Source organism: Pantoea sp. PA1 (genome assembly GCF_056856975.1).
The window spans coordinates 1,350,633-1,367,956 of record NZ_JBXGEE010000001.1; the positions used below are offsets into that span (position 1 = coordinate 1,350,633).

The 17,324-nt window shown below is 55.4% G+C and carries 15 protein-coding genes; 9 read left to right on the forward strand and 6 right to left on the reverse strand.

Annotation, left to right across the window (positions count from 1 at the left end; all coding sequences use genetic code 11):
* Positions 1 to 5: 5 nt before the first annotated feature.
* Positions 6 to 614, forward strand: coding sequence for a bifunctional nicotinamidase/pyrazinamidase (gene pncA, locus AC1V0D_RS06605; RefSeq protein WP_058957288.1), 609 nt, complete (start codon positions 6 to 8; stop codon positions 612 to 614).
* Positions 615 to 643: 29 nt separating this feature from the next.
* On the opposite strand, the gene AC1V0D_RS06610 is transcribed toward pncA, so the two are convergent.
* Both AC1V0D_RS06610 and msrB read right to left on the reverse strand, forming a co-directional pair.
* On the reverse strand, positions 644 to 925 hold the full coding sequence (locus AC1V0D_RS06610) for a YeaC family protein (protein WP_009089887.1): 282 nt from the start codon (positions 923 to 925) through the stop codon (positions 644 to 646).
* 5 nt (positions 926 to 930) lie between these two features.
* Positions 931 to 1,341, reverse strand: coding sequence for a peptide-methionine (R)-S-oxide reductase MsrB (msrB, locus tag AC1V0D_RS06615; RefSeq protein ID WP_046101932.1), 411 nt, complete (start codon positions 1,339 to 1,341; stop codon positions 931 to 933).
* Between the two features lie 341 nt (positions 1,342 to 1,682).
* Between msrB and gapA the strand changes: the two genes are divergently transcribed.
* Both gapA and AC1V0D_RS06625 read left to right on the forward strand, forming a co-directional pair.
* Complete coding sequence (gapA, locus tag AC1V0D_RS06620; RefSeq protein WP_046101933.1) at positions 1,683 to 2,681, forward strand: glyceraldehyde-3-phosphate dehydrogenase; 999 nt, start codon at positions 1,683 to 1,685, stop codon at positions 2,679 to 2,681.
* A 74-nt stretch (positions 2,682 to 2,755) separates the two neighbouring features.
* The gene (locus AC1V0D_RS06625) at positions 2,756 to 3,655 is read left to right on the forward strand and encodes a D-hexose-6-phosphate mutarotase (RefSeq protein WP_167428140.1); all 900 of its coding nucleotides are present in this window, start codon (positions 2,756 to 2,758) and stop codon (positions 3,653 to 3,655) included.
* Here the strand turns inward: AC1V0D_RS06625 and AC1V0D_RS06630 are convergent.
* Together AC1V0D_RS06630 and AC1V0D_RS06635 are read right to left on the reverse strand one after the other, a co-directional pair.
* On the reverse strand, positions 3,652 to 4,503 hold the full coding sequence (locus AC1V0D_RS06630; protein ID WP_167430767.1) for an aldo/keto reductase: 852 nt from the start codon (positions 4,501 to 4,503) through the stop codon (positions 3,652 to 3,654). The two genes, AC1V0D_RS06625 and AC1V0D_RS06630, sit on opposite strands and share 4 nt — an antisense overlap.
* 72 nt (positions 4,504 to 4,575) lie before the next feature.
* Positions 4,576 to 5,325 carry a MipA/OmpV family protein gene (locus AC1V0D_RS06635; RefSeq protein WP_009089879.1) on the reverse strand — a complete coding sequence of 250 codons (750 nt, stop codon included), beginning with the start codon at positions 5,323 to 5,325 and terminating at the stop codon, positions 4,576 to 4,578.
* 420 nt (positions 5,326 to 5,745) lie between these two features.
* Here AC1V0D_RS06635 and yeaG point away from each other — a divergent pair, with 420 nt between their 5' ends.
* From yeaG to AC1V0D_RS06665, 6 genes are all read left to right on the forward strand, one after another.
* A complete protein-coding gene (yeaG, locus tag AC1V0D_RS06640) occupies positions 5,746 to 7,680 on the forward strand; it encodes a protein kinase YeaG (RefSeq protein WP_009089877.1) in 1,935 nt (644 codons plus the stop codon).
* Between the two features lie 88 nt (positions 7,681 to 7,768).
* Positions 7,769 to 9,046, forward strand: coding sequence for a YeaH/YhbH family protein (locus tag AC1V0D_RS06645; RefSeq protein WP_482907137.1), 1,278 nt, complete (start codon positions 7,769 to 7,771; stop codon positions 9,044 to 9,046).
* A 277-nt stretch (positions 9,047 to 9,323) separates the two neighbouring features.
* The gene (locus AC1V0D_RS06650; RefSeq protein ID WP_009089874.1) at positions 9,324 to 11,051 is read left to right on the forward strand and encodes a potassium/proton antiporter; all 1,728 of its coding nucleotides are present in this window, start codon (positions 9,324 to 9,326) and stop codon (positions 11,049 to 11,051) included.
* Positions 11,052 to 11,129: 78 nt separating this feature from the next.
* On the forward strand, positions 11,130 to 11,363 hold the full coding sequence (locus tag AC1V0D_RS06655) for a DUF1480 family protein (RefSeq protein WP_009089872.1): 234 nt from the start codon (positions 11,130 to 11,132) through the stop codon (positions 11,361 to 11,363).
* A gap of 375 nt (positions 11,364 to 11,738) precedes the next feature.
* The gene (gene wbaP, locus AC1V0D_RS06660) at positions 11,739 to 13,205 is read left to right on the forward strand and encodes an undecaprenyl-phosphate galactose phosphotransferase WbaP (RefSeq protein WP_033736229.1); all 1,467 of its coding nucleotides are present in this window, start codon (positions 11,739 to 11,741) and stop codon (positions 13,203 to 13,205) included.
* A 127-nt stretch (positions 13,206 to 13,332) separates the two neighbouring features.
* The gene (locus AC1V0D_RS06665; RefSeq protein WP_267369268.1) at positions 13,333 to 14,526 is read left to right on the forward strand and encodes a multidrug effflux MFS transporter; all 1,194 of its coding nucleotides are present in this window, start codon (positions 13,333 to 13,335) and stop codon (positions 14,524 to 14,526) included.
* Here the strand turns inward: AC1V0D_RS06665 and dadX are convergent.
* On the reverse strand, positions 14,519 to 15,589 hold the full coding sequence (gene dadX, locus AC1V0D_RS06670; RefSeq protein ID WP_482907138.1) for a catabolic alanine racemase DadX: 1,071 nt from the start codon (positions 15,587 to 15,589) through the stop codon (positions 14,519 to 14,521). The two genes, AC1V0D_RS06665 and dadX, sit on opposite strands and share 8 nt — an antisense overlap.
* A 19-nt stretch (positions 15,590 to 15,608) precedes the next feature.
* Entirely contained in the window at positions 15,609 to 16,910 is a 1,302-nt protein-coding gene (locus AC1V0D_RS06675) for a D-amino acid dehydrogenase (protein WP_009089864.1), read from the reverse strand.
* Between the last annotated feature and the right edge of the window lie 414 nt (positions 16,911 to 17,324).

A 17,324-nucleotide genomic window follows, 5' to 3' on the forward strand; every position in this document is an offset into this window, starting at 1 on the left:
TCAGAATGAAGCGGGCACTCATCATTATTGATATACAGAACGATTTTTGCCCCGGCGGCCCGATGGCAGTCCATGAGGGAGACCAGACGGTCGACGTGGCAAATCGCTATGCGCGAGCCTTTCGCGAGAACGGGGAATGCGTGCTGGCCCTGCAGGACTGGCATCCGGCCGACCATGGCAGTTTCGCCTCGGTCTCCGGTGAGCCGGTCTATACCCTGGGTGAGCTGAACGGTCTGGCACAGATCTGGTGGCCGGATCACGGCATACAGGGCTCGGCCGGTGCAGACTTTCACCCCGGCCTGGATCGTTCGCTGTTCGATGCAACCTTCCACAAGGGTCAGGACCAGGATGTCGACAGTTACAGCGCCTTTTTTGACAATGGTCATCGCCGTAAAACCGAGCTGGACAGCTGGCTGCGCGAGCGTGGCATCACACATCTGGTGATGCTGGGGCTGGCGACCGACTACTGCGTTAAATACAGCGTGCTGGATGCACTGGAGCTGGGTTATCACGTTGAGGTGGTCAAAGAGGGTTGCCGCGGCGTGAATCTGAATCCTGAAGACAGCGAGATCGCCTTTGCGCAGATGACCGCGCAGGGCGCGGTTCTGATTTAAAACAGAGCTGGCAGGACGCCAGCTTTTTTTTAGTGCAGATGAATACGGGTCACATCCGATTCAATGCCGAACTCTTCCTTCAGCTCTTTTTTTGACTTCATCACCATCTCCCCCCCTTTGCCGATGGTCATATGCTGCGGCGCATCGTTGTGTCTCGCCTGCCACATCATGACCAGCTGCAGGCAGTTGTCACGCTGCTCCTGGGTCAGGGCCACGCCGTCCGGCCACTTACCAATCTCCACCGCCGTTGCCAGACGCTGATAGACTTCCGGCGTCATTGACGCCAGCATGGCTTCCAGTTGTTCCTTCATCGCCTTTACCCTCTGGTCTGTTCGCCCTGCTCATCGGTGAAATTCAGCGAGGCGGAGTTTACACAGTAGCGTTCGCCGGTAGGCTGCGGACCATCCGGGAAAACATGCCCGAGGTGCGCGTCACAGCTGCCGCAGCGGATCTCCACGCGCTGCATACCGTGAGAGTTGTCTTCGATATAGCGAATCGCCTCATCACTGACCGGCTGATAGAAACTGGGCCAGCCACAGCCTGAGTCATATTTGGTTTCTGACAGAAAAAGGGGCGCTTCACACACCAGACAGTGATAGATGCCCTCCTGCTTGTTGTGCAACAGGGCGCCGCTGTAAGGCGGTTCCGTTCCGCGATGCTGAGTAACGTAGCGCTGCATTTCAGTCAGCTGCGCAATTTTTGCTTCGGGTGCGGTCTCTTTAGCCATTTTAGGATTCCGGGCAGTGCCATTCTGAAAATTTCGTCTATTATTCTAACAAATGATCAACATAATCCGGGTCTTTTTTTGTGCTCACCCTTTCAGTCTGCCCATCGCAAAGCGGATTTGTGACTTCGATCACCTTTTATCCGGAGCATCCCTATATATTCGGCGATTGATTCAATGAAGCGCGATATCATTGGCGGCGCGCAAGCGGTTGCGCACCGAATAATTCCTCTCAGGCGAATTGATTTGTCGCAACAATTGACACGATTCCGCTTGACGCCTGGTAAGGTTTTTGTAATTTTACAGGCAACCTTTTATTCACTAACAAATAGCTGGTGGAATATATGACTATCAAAGTAGGTATCAACGGTTTCGGCCGTATCGGTCGCATCGTTTTCCGTGCTGCACAGAAGCGTTCTGACATCGAAATCGTTGCTATCAACGACCTGCTGGACGCGGATTACATGGCGTACATGCTGAAGTATGACTCTACTCACGGTCGTTTCGACGGCACCGTAGAGGTTCAGGATGGCGCACTGATCGTAAACGGTAAAAAAATCCGTGTTACTGCTGAACGTGACCCGGCTAACCTGAAGTGGGATGAAGCAGGCGTTGACGTTGTTGCAGAAGCAACCGGTATCTTCCTGACCGACGAAACCGCACGCAAACACATCACCGCAGGTGCTAAGAAAGTCGTTCTGACCGGTCCATCTAAAGATGACACCCCAATGTTTGTTCGTGGTGCAAACTTCGACAAATATGAAGGCCAGGATATCGTTTCTAACGCATCCTGTACCACTAACTGCCTGGCACCGCTGGCAAAAGTCATCAACGACAAGTTTGGTATCGTTGAAGGCCTGATGACCACCGTTCACGCGACCACTGCTACGCAGAAAACCGTTGATGGCCCGTCTCACAAAGACTGGCGCGGCGGCCGCGGCGCATCGCAGAACATCATCCCTTCATCAACTGGCGCAGCGAAAGCCGTTGGTAAAGTTCTGCCAGAGCTGAACGGCAAACTGACCGGTATGGCGTTCCGCGTGCCTACCCCTAACGTTTCCGTTGTTGACCTGACCGTGCGTCTGGAAAAAGCGGCATCTTACAAAGAAATCTGTGCTGCGATTAAAGCTGCTGCAGAAGGCGAGATGAAAGACGTTCTGGGCTACGTTGAAGATGACGTGGTTTCTACCGACTTCAACGGCGAAGTCCTGACTTCCGTGTTTGACGCTAAAGCGGGTATCGCGCTGAACGACAACTTTGTGAAACTGGTTTCCTGGTATGACAACGAAACTGGCTACTCAAACAAAGTTCTCGACCTGATTGCACTGGTTTCTGCTAAATAAGGCAGCCAGACCTCAGTGAGAATAAGGGCGACTTCGGTCGCCCTTTTTTTGATCCGCACAGGAAGGAATCGAACATGCAAGACAAATTGTTTTCTCTGCCGGTGGTCACGCAGATCTCCCCTTACCTCTCGCAGCGCCAGGTGGGTGAATTGCCGACCATTGTCGTCAGCCATCCTAAAGTCCGGGCGGCGATTACGCTGCAGGGCGCACACCTGATCGCCTGGCAACCCAGCGGTGAAAAGCCGGTGCTCTGGCTGAGTGATAAGAGCCTCTTCTCACCGGGTAAAGCCATTCGCGGCGGCGTGCCAATCTGCTGGCCCTGGTTTGGCCCCGCTGGTGAACCGGCACACGGTTTTGCCCGGGTTCAGCCGTGGAAGCTGACCGCGCATGACGAAAATGACGAGGGGGTGATGCTGACGCTGGTGCTGGAGAGCAATCCCCAGACGCTGAAACTCTGGCCACATGAGTTTACCCTGATTGCCCGCTTCCGCCTGGGTGAGCATTGCGAGATTGAGCTGGAAGCCTATGGTGACTATGAGGCCACGGCGGCGCTGCACAGCTACTTCAGCGTGAGCGATATCAGTGGTGTAGAGGTCTCCGGTCTCGGCAACAGCTATATCGATAAAGTGAACAACGGCGAGACCGGCAGCAGCGACGGCAGACAGCGTTATCCTGGCCGCATCGACCGCATCTTCACCGCGCCGGAAAATTGCTCGGTGATTCATGACACAGCGGGTCAGCGTCAGGTCGAGGTTTATCATCACCATCAAAGTGACGTTGTCACCTGGAACCCCGGCGTAGAACTCTCCTGTAGCATGGCCGATATGGCGAATGAGGGTTATAAAACGATGGTCTGCGTGGAAACCGCGCGCATCAGTAAACCGCTGCGCAGTGCGGGCGAGAAACCGGCACGGCTGGCCACGACGTTCCGTCTGAAAAAGAAAGCCGCCGCCAGCGACAAGGCTATCGGCTAAACGATATCCAGCGGTAATTTATGCTGCGGTGCAGGCCAGGCGCGATCGATAAGCTGAAGCTCTTCGTCGGTCAGCACCACCTCCAGCGCCGCAGCATTCTCCTGCACGTGGGCCACAGAGCTGGCTTTAGGGATAGCGATCACGCCAGGCTGACGAATCACCCACGCCAGCAGAAGCTGCGCCACGCTGATGCCTTTCTGCTGTGCAATCTGAGTCAGCAGAGGATCGGTAAAGAGCGTATCCCGCAGCCGACCCGCCTGCGCCAGGGGACAGTAGGCCATCACCGGCACGCCCCGCTGCTGACAGGCTGGCAACAGATCAAACTCAATACCGCGTGACGCCAGATGGTAGAGAACCTGATTGGTCGCACAGTGCTCCCCATTGGGTTCGTCCCACAGTTCGGCCATGTCATCTGTATCGAAGTTTGACACCCCCCAGAAACGAATCTTGCCCTGCTGCTGCAGCGTTTCCATCGCGCGCAGTGTCTCTTCCAGTGGAATATTTCCGCGCCAGTGCAGCAGGTAGAGGTCGAGGTAATCCGTCTGTAACCGGCGCAGACTGCGCTCGCAGGCTTCAATCGCATCCGAATGACCTGCATTCCAGGGATAGACTTTGGAGACCAGCAGGGCCTGATCGCGGCGACCGCGCAGCGCCTCACCGACGACCTCTTCTGCGCCGCCATCCGCATACATTTCGGCCGTATCGATCAGCCGTAACCCGCAGTCGAGTCCGGCCTGCAGGGCAGCGACTTCACGGGCACGCTGCGACGGATTTTCACCCATAAACCAGCTGCCCTGACCAATAACCGGCAGCGACGCATGGCCGGCAAACGTGATTCTGTTGCGCATTCTCTTCCCTTACCCCATTACGGGGCCCTGTAAAAGAACAGAGGGCGGTAAACGCCCTCTTTTAGTGCATACTCAGAAGCTGTAGCTGACGCCGGTCCAGACCGTCGCCTGCCCGCTTTTATCAATCATCGGGCTGTCTTTGATTTCGCTGTCAAAGCGGGTGTAACGCCCTACTACTCCGACGTTCCACTGCGTGTCAATCTGATAGCTGGCGCTTAGCTCAACATAAGGTGACCAGCTGTCATCCGGATTATAACGACTGATGCCGGTCCGGGCGCTCTCATGACCGGAGACACCGTAGTAATAACGGTTCTGATTGGCACTGTTCCACATGGCACCGATGCCTGGCGTCAGGCTGAAGTCGCCCATCTGGAAGCGATAAAGATAGGTCAGGTCCCAGATGACGCCGTTGCTGTTGTTCAGCACATCACCCAGCAACGCGGTGCGGACAATCCCCCAGTCCGCCGTGTGACGGTAAGTGGCACCGCCCATCAGCGTCATGCGGCGCTTATCCAGTCCTTTCATGTCGCCCAGATCGTTGTCGCTGGGTTTGTACTCCTGCGGTGACCCCAGCAGGGTCAGCGACAGCTGATTCTGCGGATCTTTCCACAGGTAGTAACCGCCCTGCAGGCTGCGGAACCAGAAGTTTTCACCTTCGTAGTTGATCACCGGAACCGGAAGATACCGGTCCTGTCCGCCGCGATACGGTGACTCTGCGTAGATGACCGATGCCCCCAGAGAAAGCGGATCGGCACTCGCCTGCCCGGTGAGTAAATAACAGGGCAGAAGGGCAACAAGCGTCTTAAATTTGAATTGGTTCACAATTTATTCATTCCATAAATATAACAATCAAACCCTAAGTCTAACGGTTTTTTACCGCTGGATTAACTTATATCAAAATCCTTTAAGTCAGTTACCGATGCAGGTGGCATTAAAGGTTAAAAGTACGTTAAGTTAATGCTTCAGTCAGTTGAACCCATCTCACAACAAATCAAAATTGCCGTTGATCTTCCCCTCATTCACGCAAACCCACGGAGGAAATTTCTTAGAAGCCATCTACAGTTAGAAGTAACAGCAAAGAGTTTGGACGAGCAGAGTAACCACAAACGTTGTGTATCCCGATAAAAAAGATCAGGTTGGCATAAGGGTTGCTGTACTCAACAGAGAATATCTTCCGGGAGCTGCTACAAGCCTCTAATTACGCTCCTTACCTGTGCTAAAAACGAAAGGACGGGCATCGCTATGAATATATTCGATCACTATCGTCAGCGTTATGAAGCTGCCAAGGACGAAGAGTTCACACTGCAGGAATTTCTTGCCATCTGTAAGCAGGATCGCAGTGCATACGCCAACGCTGCAGAACGACTGTTAATGGCTATCGGAGAGCCGGTAATGGTCGACACTGCTCAGGAGCCACGCCTTTCCAGAATATTCTCCAATCGTGTGATGGGACGCTATCCGGCGTTTGAGGAGTTCTACGGTATGGAGGAGGCAATTGAACAGATTGTCTCCTACCTGAAACATGCCGCCCAGGGACTGGAAGAGAAGAAACAGATTCTCTATCTGCTCGGCCCGGTCGGTGGCGGTAAATCGTCACTGGCGGAACGACTCAAATCGCTGATGCAGCGGGTGCCCATCTATGTGCTGAGCGCCGACGGCGAGCGCAGTCCGGTGAACGATCACCCCCTCTGCCTGTTTAACCCGCAGGAAGATGCGCACATTCTTGAGAAAGAGTATGGCGTACCGCGTCGTTATCTGGGCACCATCATGTCGCCGTGGGCCGCTAAACGACTGCATGATTTCGGTGGCGATATCTCCCGCTTTAAGGTGGTAAAAGTCTGGCCATCCATCCTGGAACAGCTGGCCATCGCGAAAACCGAACCGGGTGATGAGAACAACCAGGATATTTCCGCGCTGGTGGGTAAAGTGGACATCCGTAAACTGGAGAACCACGCGCAGAACGATCCGGATGCTTATGGTTACTCCGGTGCCCTCTGCCGCGCCAACCAGGGGATTATGGAGTTCGTGGAGATGTTTAAAGCGCCGATCAAGGTGCTGCATCCGTTACTGACCGCCACCCAGGAGGGGAACTACAACGGCACCGAAGGAATTTCGGCGCTGCCCTTCAACGGCATCATTCTGGCGCACTCCAACGAATCCGAATGGGTCACCTTCCGCAACAACAAAAACAACGAGGCGTTCCTTGACCGTGTCTACATCGTTAAGGTGCCTTACTGCCTGCGCGTCTCTGAAGAGATCAAGATTTATGACAAGCTGCTGAATCACAGTGAGCTGGCTACCTCGCCCTGTGCGCCCGGTACGCTGGAAACGCTGGCCCGCTTCTCCATCCTGTCGCGTCTGAAAGATCCGGAGAACTCCAGCATCTACTCCAAAATGCGGGTCTACGATGGTGAAAGCCTGAAAGATACCGACCCGAAAGCGAAGTCGTGGCAGGAGTATCACGACTACGCCGGTGTGGATGAGGGAATGAACGGCCTGTCGACCCGCTTTGCCTTTAAGATTCTGTCGCGGGTGTTTAACTTTGACCACACAGAAGTGGCGGCTAACCCGGTCCATCTCTTCTATGTGCTGGAGCAGCAGATTGAACGTGAGCAGTTCCCGCAGGAGCAGGCTGAGAAGTACCTTGAGCACCTTAAAGGCTATCTGATTCCTAAGTATGCTGAGTTCATCGGCAAGGAGATTCAGACCGCCTATCTGGAATCCTACTCTGAATATGGTCAGAACATCTTTGACCGCTACGTTACTTACGCCGACTTCTGGATTCAGGATCAGGAGTACCGCGATCCCGATACCGGACAGCTGTTCGATCGTGAATCGCTCAACGCGGAGCTGGAGAAGATCGAGAAGCCCGCCGGGATCAGTAACCCGAAAGATTTCCGTAACGAGATCGTGAACTTCGTGCTGCGTGCCAGGGCACACAATAACGGTCGTAATCCAAACTGGACCAGTTACGAGAAATTACGCACCGTCATCGAGAAAAAGATGTTCTCGAACACGGAAGAGTTACTGCCGGTCATCTCGTTCAACACCAAGACCTCTACCGATGAGCAGAAAAAGCATGATGATTTTGTCGATCGCATGATGGAAAAAGGCTATACCCGCAAACAGGTTCGCCTGCTCTGTGAGTGGTATCTGCGAGTGCGCAAGTCGTCCTGATAAGAGTCTGTAAGCATGCCGGGTTGTCAGACCGGCACCACAGGTCGGGTTCGCCCGGCCTGCTTACAATGCAGTTTGGGGGAATACCATGGCCTATTTCATCGATCGCCGGCTGAACGGCAAAAACAAGAGCGCGGTCAACCGTCAGCGCTTCTTGCGCCGTTACAAGTCACAAATCAAGCAGTCGATCTCCGAGGCCATCAATAAACGCTCGGTGACCGACGTCAGCAGCGGTGAGTCTGTCTCAATCCCGATTGACGACATCAATGAGCCGATCTTCCATCAGGGACGGGGCGGAAATCGCCATCGGGTCCATCCGGGTAACGACCATTTTGTGCAGAATGACCGCATCGAACGGCCTCAGAGTGGTGGAGGCGGTGGTGGCAGTGGTCAGGGCAATGCCAGTCAGGATGGTGAAGGTCAGGATGAGTTTGTCTTTCAGATCTCGAAAGATGAGTATCTCGACCTGCTGTTTGAAGACCTCGCCCTGCCTAACCTGCGCCGCAACCAGCATCGTCAGCTGAACGAGTATAAGACCCACCGGGCGGGTTTTACCTCTAACGGCGTACCCGCCAATATCAGCGTGGTGCGCTCGCTGCAGAACTCGCTGGCGCGGCGTACGGCGATGACGGCGGGCAAGCGCCGGATGCTGCACGAACTGGAAGAGACGCTTCTGCAGGTGGAGAACACCGAACCGGCACAGCTGCTGGAGGAGGAGCGGCTGCGCAAAGAGATTGCCGAATTGCGGGCCCGTATTGAGCGGGTGCCCTTTATCGACACCTTCGACCTGCGCTACAAAAACTTTGAGAAGCGCCCGGAGCCCTCCAGCCAGGCGGTGATGTTCTGTCTGATGGATGTCTCCGGCTCCATGGATCAGGCGACCAAGGATATGGCGAAACGCTTCTATATCCTGCTCTACCTGTTCCTGAGCCGCACCTACAAGAACGTCGATGTGGTCTACATCCGTCACCACACCCAGGCGAAAGAGGTGGATGAGCAGGAGTTCTTCTACTCGCAGGAGACGGGCGGAACCATCGTCTCCAGTGCGCTGAAACTGATGGATGAGGTGGTGAAGGATCGCTATGACCCGGCGCAGTGGAACATCTATGCGGCGCAGGCGTCCGATGGCGATAACTGGGCCGACGATTCGCCCCTCTGTCATGAGATTCTGGCGAAGCACATTCTGCCGGTGGTGCGCTATTACAGTTATATCGAAATCACCCGCCGCGCCCATCAGACGCTGTGGCGCGAATATGAGCATCTGCAGGCGATGTTCGACAACTTTGCGATTGAGCACATCCGTGAACCGGAAGATATCTACCCGGTGTTTCGTTCACTGTTTCACAAACAGGCCACGGAAGCCTGATTCGCAGACATTGCAAAGTGACGCTCTTTTTTACACGAAGCCGGTTAACCACCGGCTTTTTTATCAGCTGAATAACCTGTTAAAACAACCTGTTTTCCTCCCCTTGCCTGCCAACCCCCTCATTCTTCACATTAATCTGATTCCATATACGTTTAAGCAATTCGTATAATGTGCATTTTCACAATGACAACTCCTTGATAAACCATTATCTTTCAGAGATAGCATGGATATTTATCACCGCTTGGGCATCGCACCGTCATATCTCAGGAGACCGGGTTTGAACCACACTATCGTCTACAGTCTGTTTATCATCGGTTCCGTGCTGGTCGCATCGAGCATTCTGCTCAGCTCTTTCTCATCCAGGCTGGGCATTCCTATTCTGGTCATCTTCCTTGCGCTGGGTATGCTGACCGGGGTCGATGGTATCGGAGGCATCGCCTTTGATAACTATCCGGCGGCCTATCTGATTTCCAACCTGGCGCTGGCCATTATCCTGCTGGATGGTGGCATGCGCACCAAAGCCAGCTCGTTTAAGGTCGCGCTGGGGCCCGCGCTGTCACTGGCCACCATCGGCGTCATGATCACCGCCGGCTTAACCGGTGTGGTTGCCGCCTGGTTGTTTAAGCTGGATATGATGCAGGGATTCCTGATTGGCGCGATTATCGGCTCCACGGATGCCGCCGCGGTCTTCTCCCTGCTGGGTGATAAGGGCCTGAACGAGCGCGTCAGCTCGACACTGGAAATCGAGTCCGGCAGCAACGACCCGATGGCGGTGTTTCTGACCATCACCCTGATTGAGATGATCGAACAGGGCCGCAGCGGACTTGACTGGATGTTTCTGGTGCACCTGGTGCAGCAGTTCGGCCTGGGGATCGTGCTGGGCCTGGGCGGTGGCTGGGCGCTGCAGCAGCTGATTAACCGCATCAGCCTGGCGGGTGGCCTCTATCCGCTGCTGGCGCTGAGTGGCGGCATTCTGGTGTTTGCGCTGACCACCGTACTGGAGGGCAGCGGCATCCTGGCGGTCTATCTGTGCGGCTTTTTACTCGGCAACAGTCCGATTCGCAACCGCCACGGTATTCTGCAGACCTTTGATGGTATGGCGTGGCTGAGCCAGATTGGCATGTTCATTGTGCTGGGGCTGCTGGTCACCCCTTCTGACTTGTGGCACATCGCCGTGCCGGCGATGATCCTCTCACTGTGGCTGATTCTGGTGGCGCGCCCCCTGTCGGTGTTTGTTGGCCTGCTGCCGTTCCGAAGTTTTACCACCCGTGAACGCTTCTTTATCAGCTGGGTCGGGTTACGCGGAGCGGTGCCGATTATCCTGGCGGTGTTCCCGATGATGGCCGGATTAGAAAACGCCTCACTCTATTTCAACATCGCCTTCTTTGTGGTGCTGGTCTCGCTGATGTTGCAGGGAACCTCGCTGGGCTTTGCGGCAAAAAAAGCGAAGGTGGTGGTGCCGCCGACGGCCTCCCCCATCAGCCGTATCGGTCTGGATATCCATCCGGAGAATCCGTGGGAGCAGTTTGTTTATCAGCTCAGCGCCGACAAGTGGTGTATTGGAGCTGCGCTGCGCGATCTGAAGATGCCGCGTGAGACCCGCATCGCCGCCCTGTTTCGTGACAATGTGCTGATGCATCCCAACGGCGGGACACGCCTCAGAGAGAATGATGTGATCTGCGTGATTGGCCGTGAGCGCGACCTGCCAGCCCTGGGCAAAATGTTCAGTCAGTCGCCGCCGGTTTCGCTCGACCAGCGGTTCTTTGGTGACTTTATTCTGGATGCAGAAGCACGCCTGCGCGACGTCGCGCAGATCTACGGGCTGGAACTGGATGAGAGCACCAACGATCAGCAGTCGCTGGGACAGCTGATGCTGGGCATGCTGGGTGGCGCGCCCGTGGTCGGGGATCAGGTTGAATGGAATGAGCTGACCTGGACCGTGGCGGAAAAAGAGGATAATCGTATCGTGAAAATTGGTGTCCGGCCGGCAGAAGAGAAGGAATAATCCTAATCATTCAGCCACGTTATTTTCTGTTGATACGCTAAGCTTACAGCTCTGTGCCAGAAAAAACGGGAGAAATGAATGGGACACGTGGTTAAAATTGGTCGTTATGAGATTGTTGATGCCGATCTTGACGGTGAGCACCCTGACACCGTCAGCATTCCCTGTCACACCAATCCCGGCTTAATTACCCAACTCGACGGCTGGGATCGCGATACCAGCGTACCGGCGTGGATTGATGGAAAACCGGTGGATCTGCAGATTGGTCATTATGATAAAGAGCAGGACCGCTGGATTTTAAAAAGACCCGCCTGATGCCTTATCACTACCGCCAGTCGCGAGATTTGGCGGTAATTCCTAAAAGCGTCTTAAACAGTTTAGTTATAACTGCACCCCTGCTTATTTTATCCATATAGTACATGACGTTAGCCGTTTAAAACTTTAATCACTTTTGTTGTTTTCAGATTTTTTCCGTATTAACGCCGTCAAATATCTCCTGCATACTCATTCTCAATGCTGCAACATTTCGTGAGTACCATCACGCTTTAATCTTCATCTTTTTTGCAGCTGTACTGGCTTTACTGACTGCAACAGACTGAAAATTATTTTTTAATTTTTCGGTGGCTCACTCCTGAGCGCGTCCCTGATTCTGGTCAGGCCATCTTTTACTTAAGAAAGAGAGCAGGTTTTATGGCAAGTACATTGATAATGAATAGCCCGAGCCGCTCATGGAGCGGCACGCGTAAAAATATCATCGTGAAATTCGCCCTGAGCTTTTCCGATCTGATTGCACTCAACCTCGCATTATTTTTATCCGCCGCAACCATTCAGGGTATCTGGGGCGAGCTGGATACGTTTATTCCCCCGCATCAGATCGAATACCGTTTTGTGGCGCAGTTTATTATGTCCGTGATGTGCACCGGCTGGTTCTGGGTTCGTCTGCGTCACTACACCTATCGCAAACCCTTCTGGTTCGAGCTGAAGGAGATTGTGAAAACGCTGTTTGTTTTCTCACTGCTCGACCTCGCGCTGATCGCGTTTTCGAAATGGGACTTCTCCCGCATGGTGTGGGTTTTCAGCTGGACATATGCCCTGCTGCTGCTGCCGCTGATGCGAACGCTGGTCAAACGCGCCATTAACCGGGCGGGCCAGTGGCAGAAAGAGACCATCATCATCGGCTCCGGCCGCAACGCTACCGAAGCTTATGCTGCCCTGCAGAGTGAGGAGATCCTGGGCTACAACGTGCAGGCCTTTATCTCTGTCGACGATGAGCCCTCTCAGCAGAGCGTCAATGGCGTGCCAGTGATCACCTGGAAAGACATTAACTGGCAGACCATTGACCGCGACAACGTGCAGTTTATTGTGGCCATGGAGTATGAGCAGCAGCCGATGCGTGACCGCTGGCTGAAATTCCTGTCGAAGATGAACTGCCGTTCGGTTTCCGTGATCCCGACGCTGCGCGGCGTGCCGCTCTACGGCACCGACATGTCCTTTATCTTCAGTCATGAAGTGATGATCCTGCGTGTCAGCAACAACCTGGCGAAGCACTCTTCGCGCTTCCTGAAGCGGACCTTTGATATTGTCGTCGCCTCCATGCTGCTGCTGTTCCTCGGCCCGATCTTCGCCCTGCTCTGCTTTATGGTGAAGCGCGATGGCGGCAATGCGATTTATGGGCATGAGCGTGTGGGTCAGGATGGCAAAAAATTCAAATGTCTGAAATTCCGTTCCATGGTGACCAACTCTAAAGAGGTGCTGGAGAAGCTGCTGGCGACCAGTGAAGAAGCCCGAATGGAGTGGGACAAAGATTTCAAACTGAAGAATGACCCGCGCATTACCCGTATCGGTGGCTTCCTGCGTAAAACCAGCCTCGACGAGTTACCGCAGCTGTGGAACGTGATCCGCGGTGAGATGAGCCTGGTCGGCCCGCGCCCGGTGATTGAGGCGGAGCTGGAGCGTTACGCCGGCGATGTGGATTACTACCTGATGGCCAAGCCCGGCATGACCGGCCTGTGGCAGGTCAGCGGACGCAACGATATCGACTACGATACCCGCGTCTACTTTGACTCCTGGTATGTGAAAAACTGGGCACTCTGGACCGATATTGCGATTCTGTTTAAAACCGCAGGCGTCGTGTTACGTCGCGACGGCGCTTACTGAGTTAAACCCGCGATGCCTGTAAAAAGCAGGCATCGCACTTTCCGCACAGCTTACGCTTTCTTTTTCCCCTCTGAATCATTACCCTCTTCGGCTCGTTTTTTAACAGAACGTTTACCCTCTGGTTGTTATGCAAAAATTTACTTTATTGTTATTGAGCCTGGTGCTGCTGGCACCCTTAGGCATCGACCTCTATTTGCCCACGCTGCCGCAGATTGCTGAAGGGCTGAATACCCCGGTCAGTCTGGTGCAGACCACCATTCCTCTCTTTCTGCTGGTGATGGGGCTGGGACAGCTGGTGACCGGGCCGCTGGTGGACAATTATGGCCGTAAGCCCATCGCCCTGCTGGGGCTGGCGCTCTACATCGCCGGCAGCGTGATTGCCGCCACCGCCACCTCCTTCCCGCTGTTCGTGATTGCCCGTCTGGTGCAGGGCTGCGGCGTCTGCTGCAGCGCGGTCGTCGCCTTCAGCGGCGTGCGTGACCGCCTCAGTGGCGATGCCGCCGCCCGCGCTTACGGCTTTCTGAATGGCGCACTGAACATTGTCCCGGCGCTGGCCCCGCTGCTGGGCGGCCTGCTGGCCAGCGCCTTCGGCTGGCGCGCGCCCTTCTGGTTCCTCTGCGCCTATGGTGTGGTGATTACGCTGCTGGTGCTGATCGGCCTGCCCGAGACGCGTCCGGCAGATACCCTGCGGGTGAAAGGCTTACCGGTGAAGCAGTACGCCGCTATCCTGCGTCAGCCACGCTTTCTGGCGTTTGCGTTCGCCAATGCCGGTGCACTGGGCATGGTGCTGACCTACGTATCGCTGGCACCTCAGGTGCTGATGACCGAAGGCGGGCTGACGCCGATCCAGTTCTCCTTTGCTTTTGGCGCAAATGGTTTCTGGATCATGTTTGTCAGCATGTTCGTCAATAAAGCGATTCGCAAGGCGGGCCGGCCTTTCTGCCTGGCGATGGGATTCTTCACCATGCTGCTGGGCGCGGTGCTGCTGGTTGCCGGGATGCAGATCTTCCCGGCGGCGATGCAGACGCACTGGGCGCTCTACATGTTCCCGGTGGCGGTTTCTGTTGCCGGTCTGGCCTTCACCGTTGGCCCGGCCACCAGCTATGCGCTGGAGCCTTACCAGCAGCAGGCGGGTGTGGCGTCGGCGTTACAGGGATTTATTCAGATGGCGGGCGGTGCCGCAGGCAGCCTGGTTGTTGTCACACTGCCGGTGGCGGAGAAGCTGTCACTGAGTCTGATGATGCTGCTGGGTGCAGCGCTGGCCTTTATCGCCTGGCGCTGCAGCAGAAAAATGCGCGGCAGTCTGACCGCACTTAGCTGAGAGTGACCGGAACGCGGGGTGCCAGCGCGCACATCAGCTCGTACCCTACCGTTCCGGCTGCTTTCGCCACCTGATCGATTTTCACCTGCTCGCCCCACAGCTCAACCGCTGAGCCGATTCCCGCCTGGGGACAGGGGGTCAGATCCACCGTGATCATATCCATCGACACCGCGCCGACAACCTGGGTCATCACGCCGTCGACGCAGACAGGGGTGCCGGTCGGGGCATGCCGTGGATAGCCGTCGGCATAACCACAGGCGACCACGCCAATCCGCTGCGCGGCGCTGGCATGATAGCGGTAGCCGTAGCCGACCCCGTCGCCCGCCTGCAGCTGCTGCACGGCGATAATCTCACTGCTTAACGTCATCGCCGGTTTCAGGCCGCTGCCCGCGATATCCTGCCAGTCGCCGCTGGGTGACGCACCATAGAGTACGATACCCGGGCGAACCCAGTCGAAATGCGCTTCGGGATGCCACAGCGTACAGGCGGAGTTGGAGAGCGACCGCGGACAGTTGAGTCCTTCTGCCGCCTGCTCAATGCGCTGCATGGGCGCAATCAGTCCCTCGGGGTTTTCGGCGTCAGCAAAATGCGCCATCAGCGTCATCTCGCCTGTGTTGCTCAGCGCACGCAGGCTCTGCCAGGCGCCGCTGACCTGTTCCGGCCGAAAACCGAGCCGGTTCATCCCGCTGTTGACCTTAAGATAGATATCCACCGGCGCTGAGAGTCTGGCGTTCGCCAGCGCTTTGATCTGCCAGTTACTGTGAACGCTGGTGGTCAGGCGATAGCGGTCGATCAGCTGCAAATCTTCAGGTCTGAAAAAGCCTTCCAGCAGCAGAATCGGTTTGTTCCAGCCGCGCTCGCGCAGCAGGATCGCCTCTTCCATATTGAGCAGCGCGAAGCCATCGGTGTCAGACAGCGGCTCGCGTACCCGATCAATACCGTGGCCGTAAGCATTGGCTTTAACCACTGACCAGACGCGGGATGCGGGGGCGGCCTGGCGCACGATAGCCAGGTTATGACGTAACGCCTCCGGGTTGATGGTCGCGACAATCGGACGTGACATCCTCTCTCTCCCTGAATACTTAACGAGTTGCGCTGGCGTTACGCAGCGGCGATGAGGTCGCCGCGAAACCAGGTAAGTAGCGGAATACCGCTAAGTCATCCGCCGCAATCGCCGGCGTTTTACCGGAGATCAGATCGGCCAGTAACTGTCCTGAACCACACGCCATCGTCCAGCCCAGCGTTCCGTGACCGGTGTTGAGCCAAAGATTAGAGATGGGGGTGGCGCCGACAATTGGCGTACCGTCTGGCGTCATCGGACGTAAACCGGTCCAGAAACTCGCCTGTGCAAGATGACCGCCTTCAGGATAGAGATCACTGACCACCATCTCCAGCGTTTCCCGCCGCGCTTCGGTCAGTTTGGTGTTAAAACCAACAATCTCTGCCATCCCGCCAACGCGGATGCGATCGTCAAACCGGGTCACCGCCACTTTGTAGGTTTCATCAAGGATGGTGGAAACCGGTGCGGCATCGGGATTTTTGATTGGAATGGTGAGTGAATAACCCTTGAGCGGGTAGACCGGGATGCTCAGAACGTTCTTCAGCAGCGCCGTCGAGTAAGAGCCAAAGGCCACCACATAGCTGTCTGCTTTGATGATCTCATCACCGCACTTCACGCCATAAATGCGATTTCCGTCGCGCAGCAGATGATCGACCGGAGTGTTGAAGCGGAATACCACGCCCGCCTCTTCAGCCATTTTGGCCAGCCGCTGGGTAAAGAGCTGACAGTCGCCGGTTTCATCGTTGGGGAGACGTAATCCGCCGGTGAGTTTATGCCGGGTTGCCGCCAGTGCAGGTTCCACGCGTGACAGCTCATCGGCCTGCAGCAGTTCATAAGGCACCCCCGCGTCACGCAGCACCGCAATATCCTTGCTGGCGCTGTCAAACTGTTGCTGGGTGCGGAACAGCTGCAGCGTTCCGCCCTGCCGGCCTTCATAGGCGATGCCGGTTTCACTCCGCAGCGCTTTCAGGCAGTCCCGGCTGTATTCGGCAATCCGCACCATGCGGCTTTTATTCTGCTGATAGTGGTTGATGTCGCAGTTGCGCAGCATGTGCCACATCCACTCCAGCTGAAAGCTGCTGCCATCCAGCCGGATAGCCAGCGGTGCGTGGCGCTGGAACATCCACTTCACCGCTTTCAGCGGCACGCCGGGCGCGGCCCAGGGGGCGGCATAACCTGGCGAGATCTGACCGGCATTGCCCGCGCTGGTCTCCATCGCCGCGGCAGGCTGACGATCGATGACGGTGACCTGATGTCCGGCTCGCGCCAGATACCAGGCACTGGCTACGCCGACAACCCCACTTCCAAGAATCACTACGTGCATAGTTTCCCCATCCAACGTCTAAAAGCATAATTCACTGTTCAGAAGATGATAGTCAGCGGATCACCGCAGCGGACACCACCCCGAAATCACAGCATCCATTTCACATCTTTTTCACTTTTCAGGTAACTAAAATCTTGCTGCACGATGAATTTCAGCGCTTTATGCGCCTTATTCCTTAAACGCAGAAATAAATGACAACAAAGGCAGTTAAATCTGCGCATGGCAGGAGAATCATTCAACCTCATACATTCCACTTATAAACAGGATTTTATTCCGCAATCGGGCGTATGGGTCGAATTAAAAACGGTTAAATTCCCTGTTGCCTCACACTTAATGATTTTGTGCCAAAGATTTCATTTGAGTTCGCATTTCGGATAGGCGACAGTGGGCTATCATTGTTGTGTTCGCTCAGTT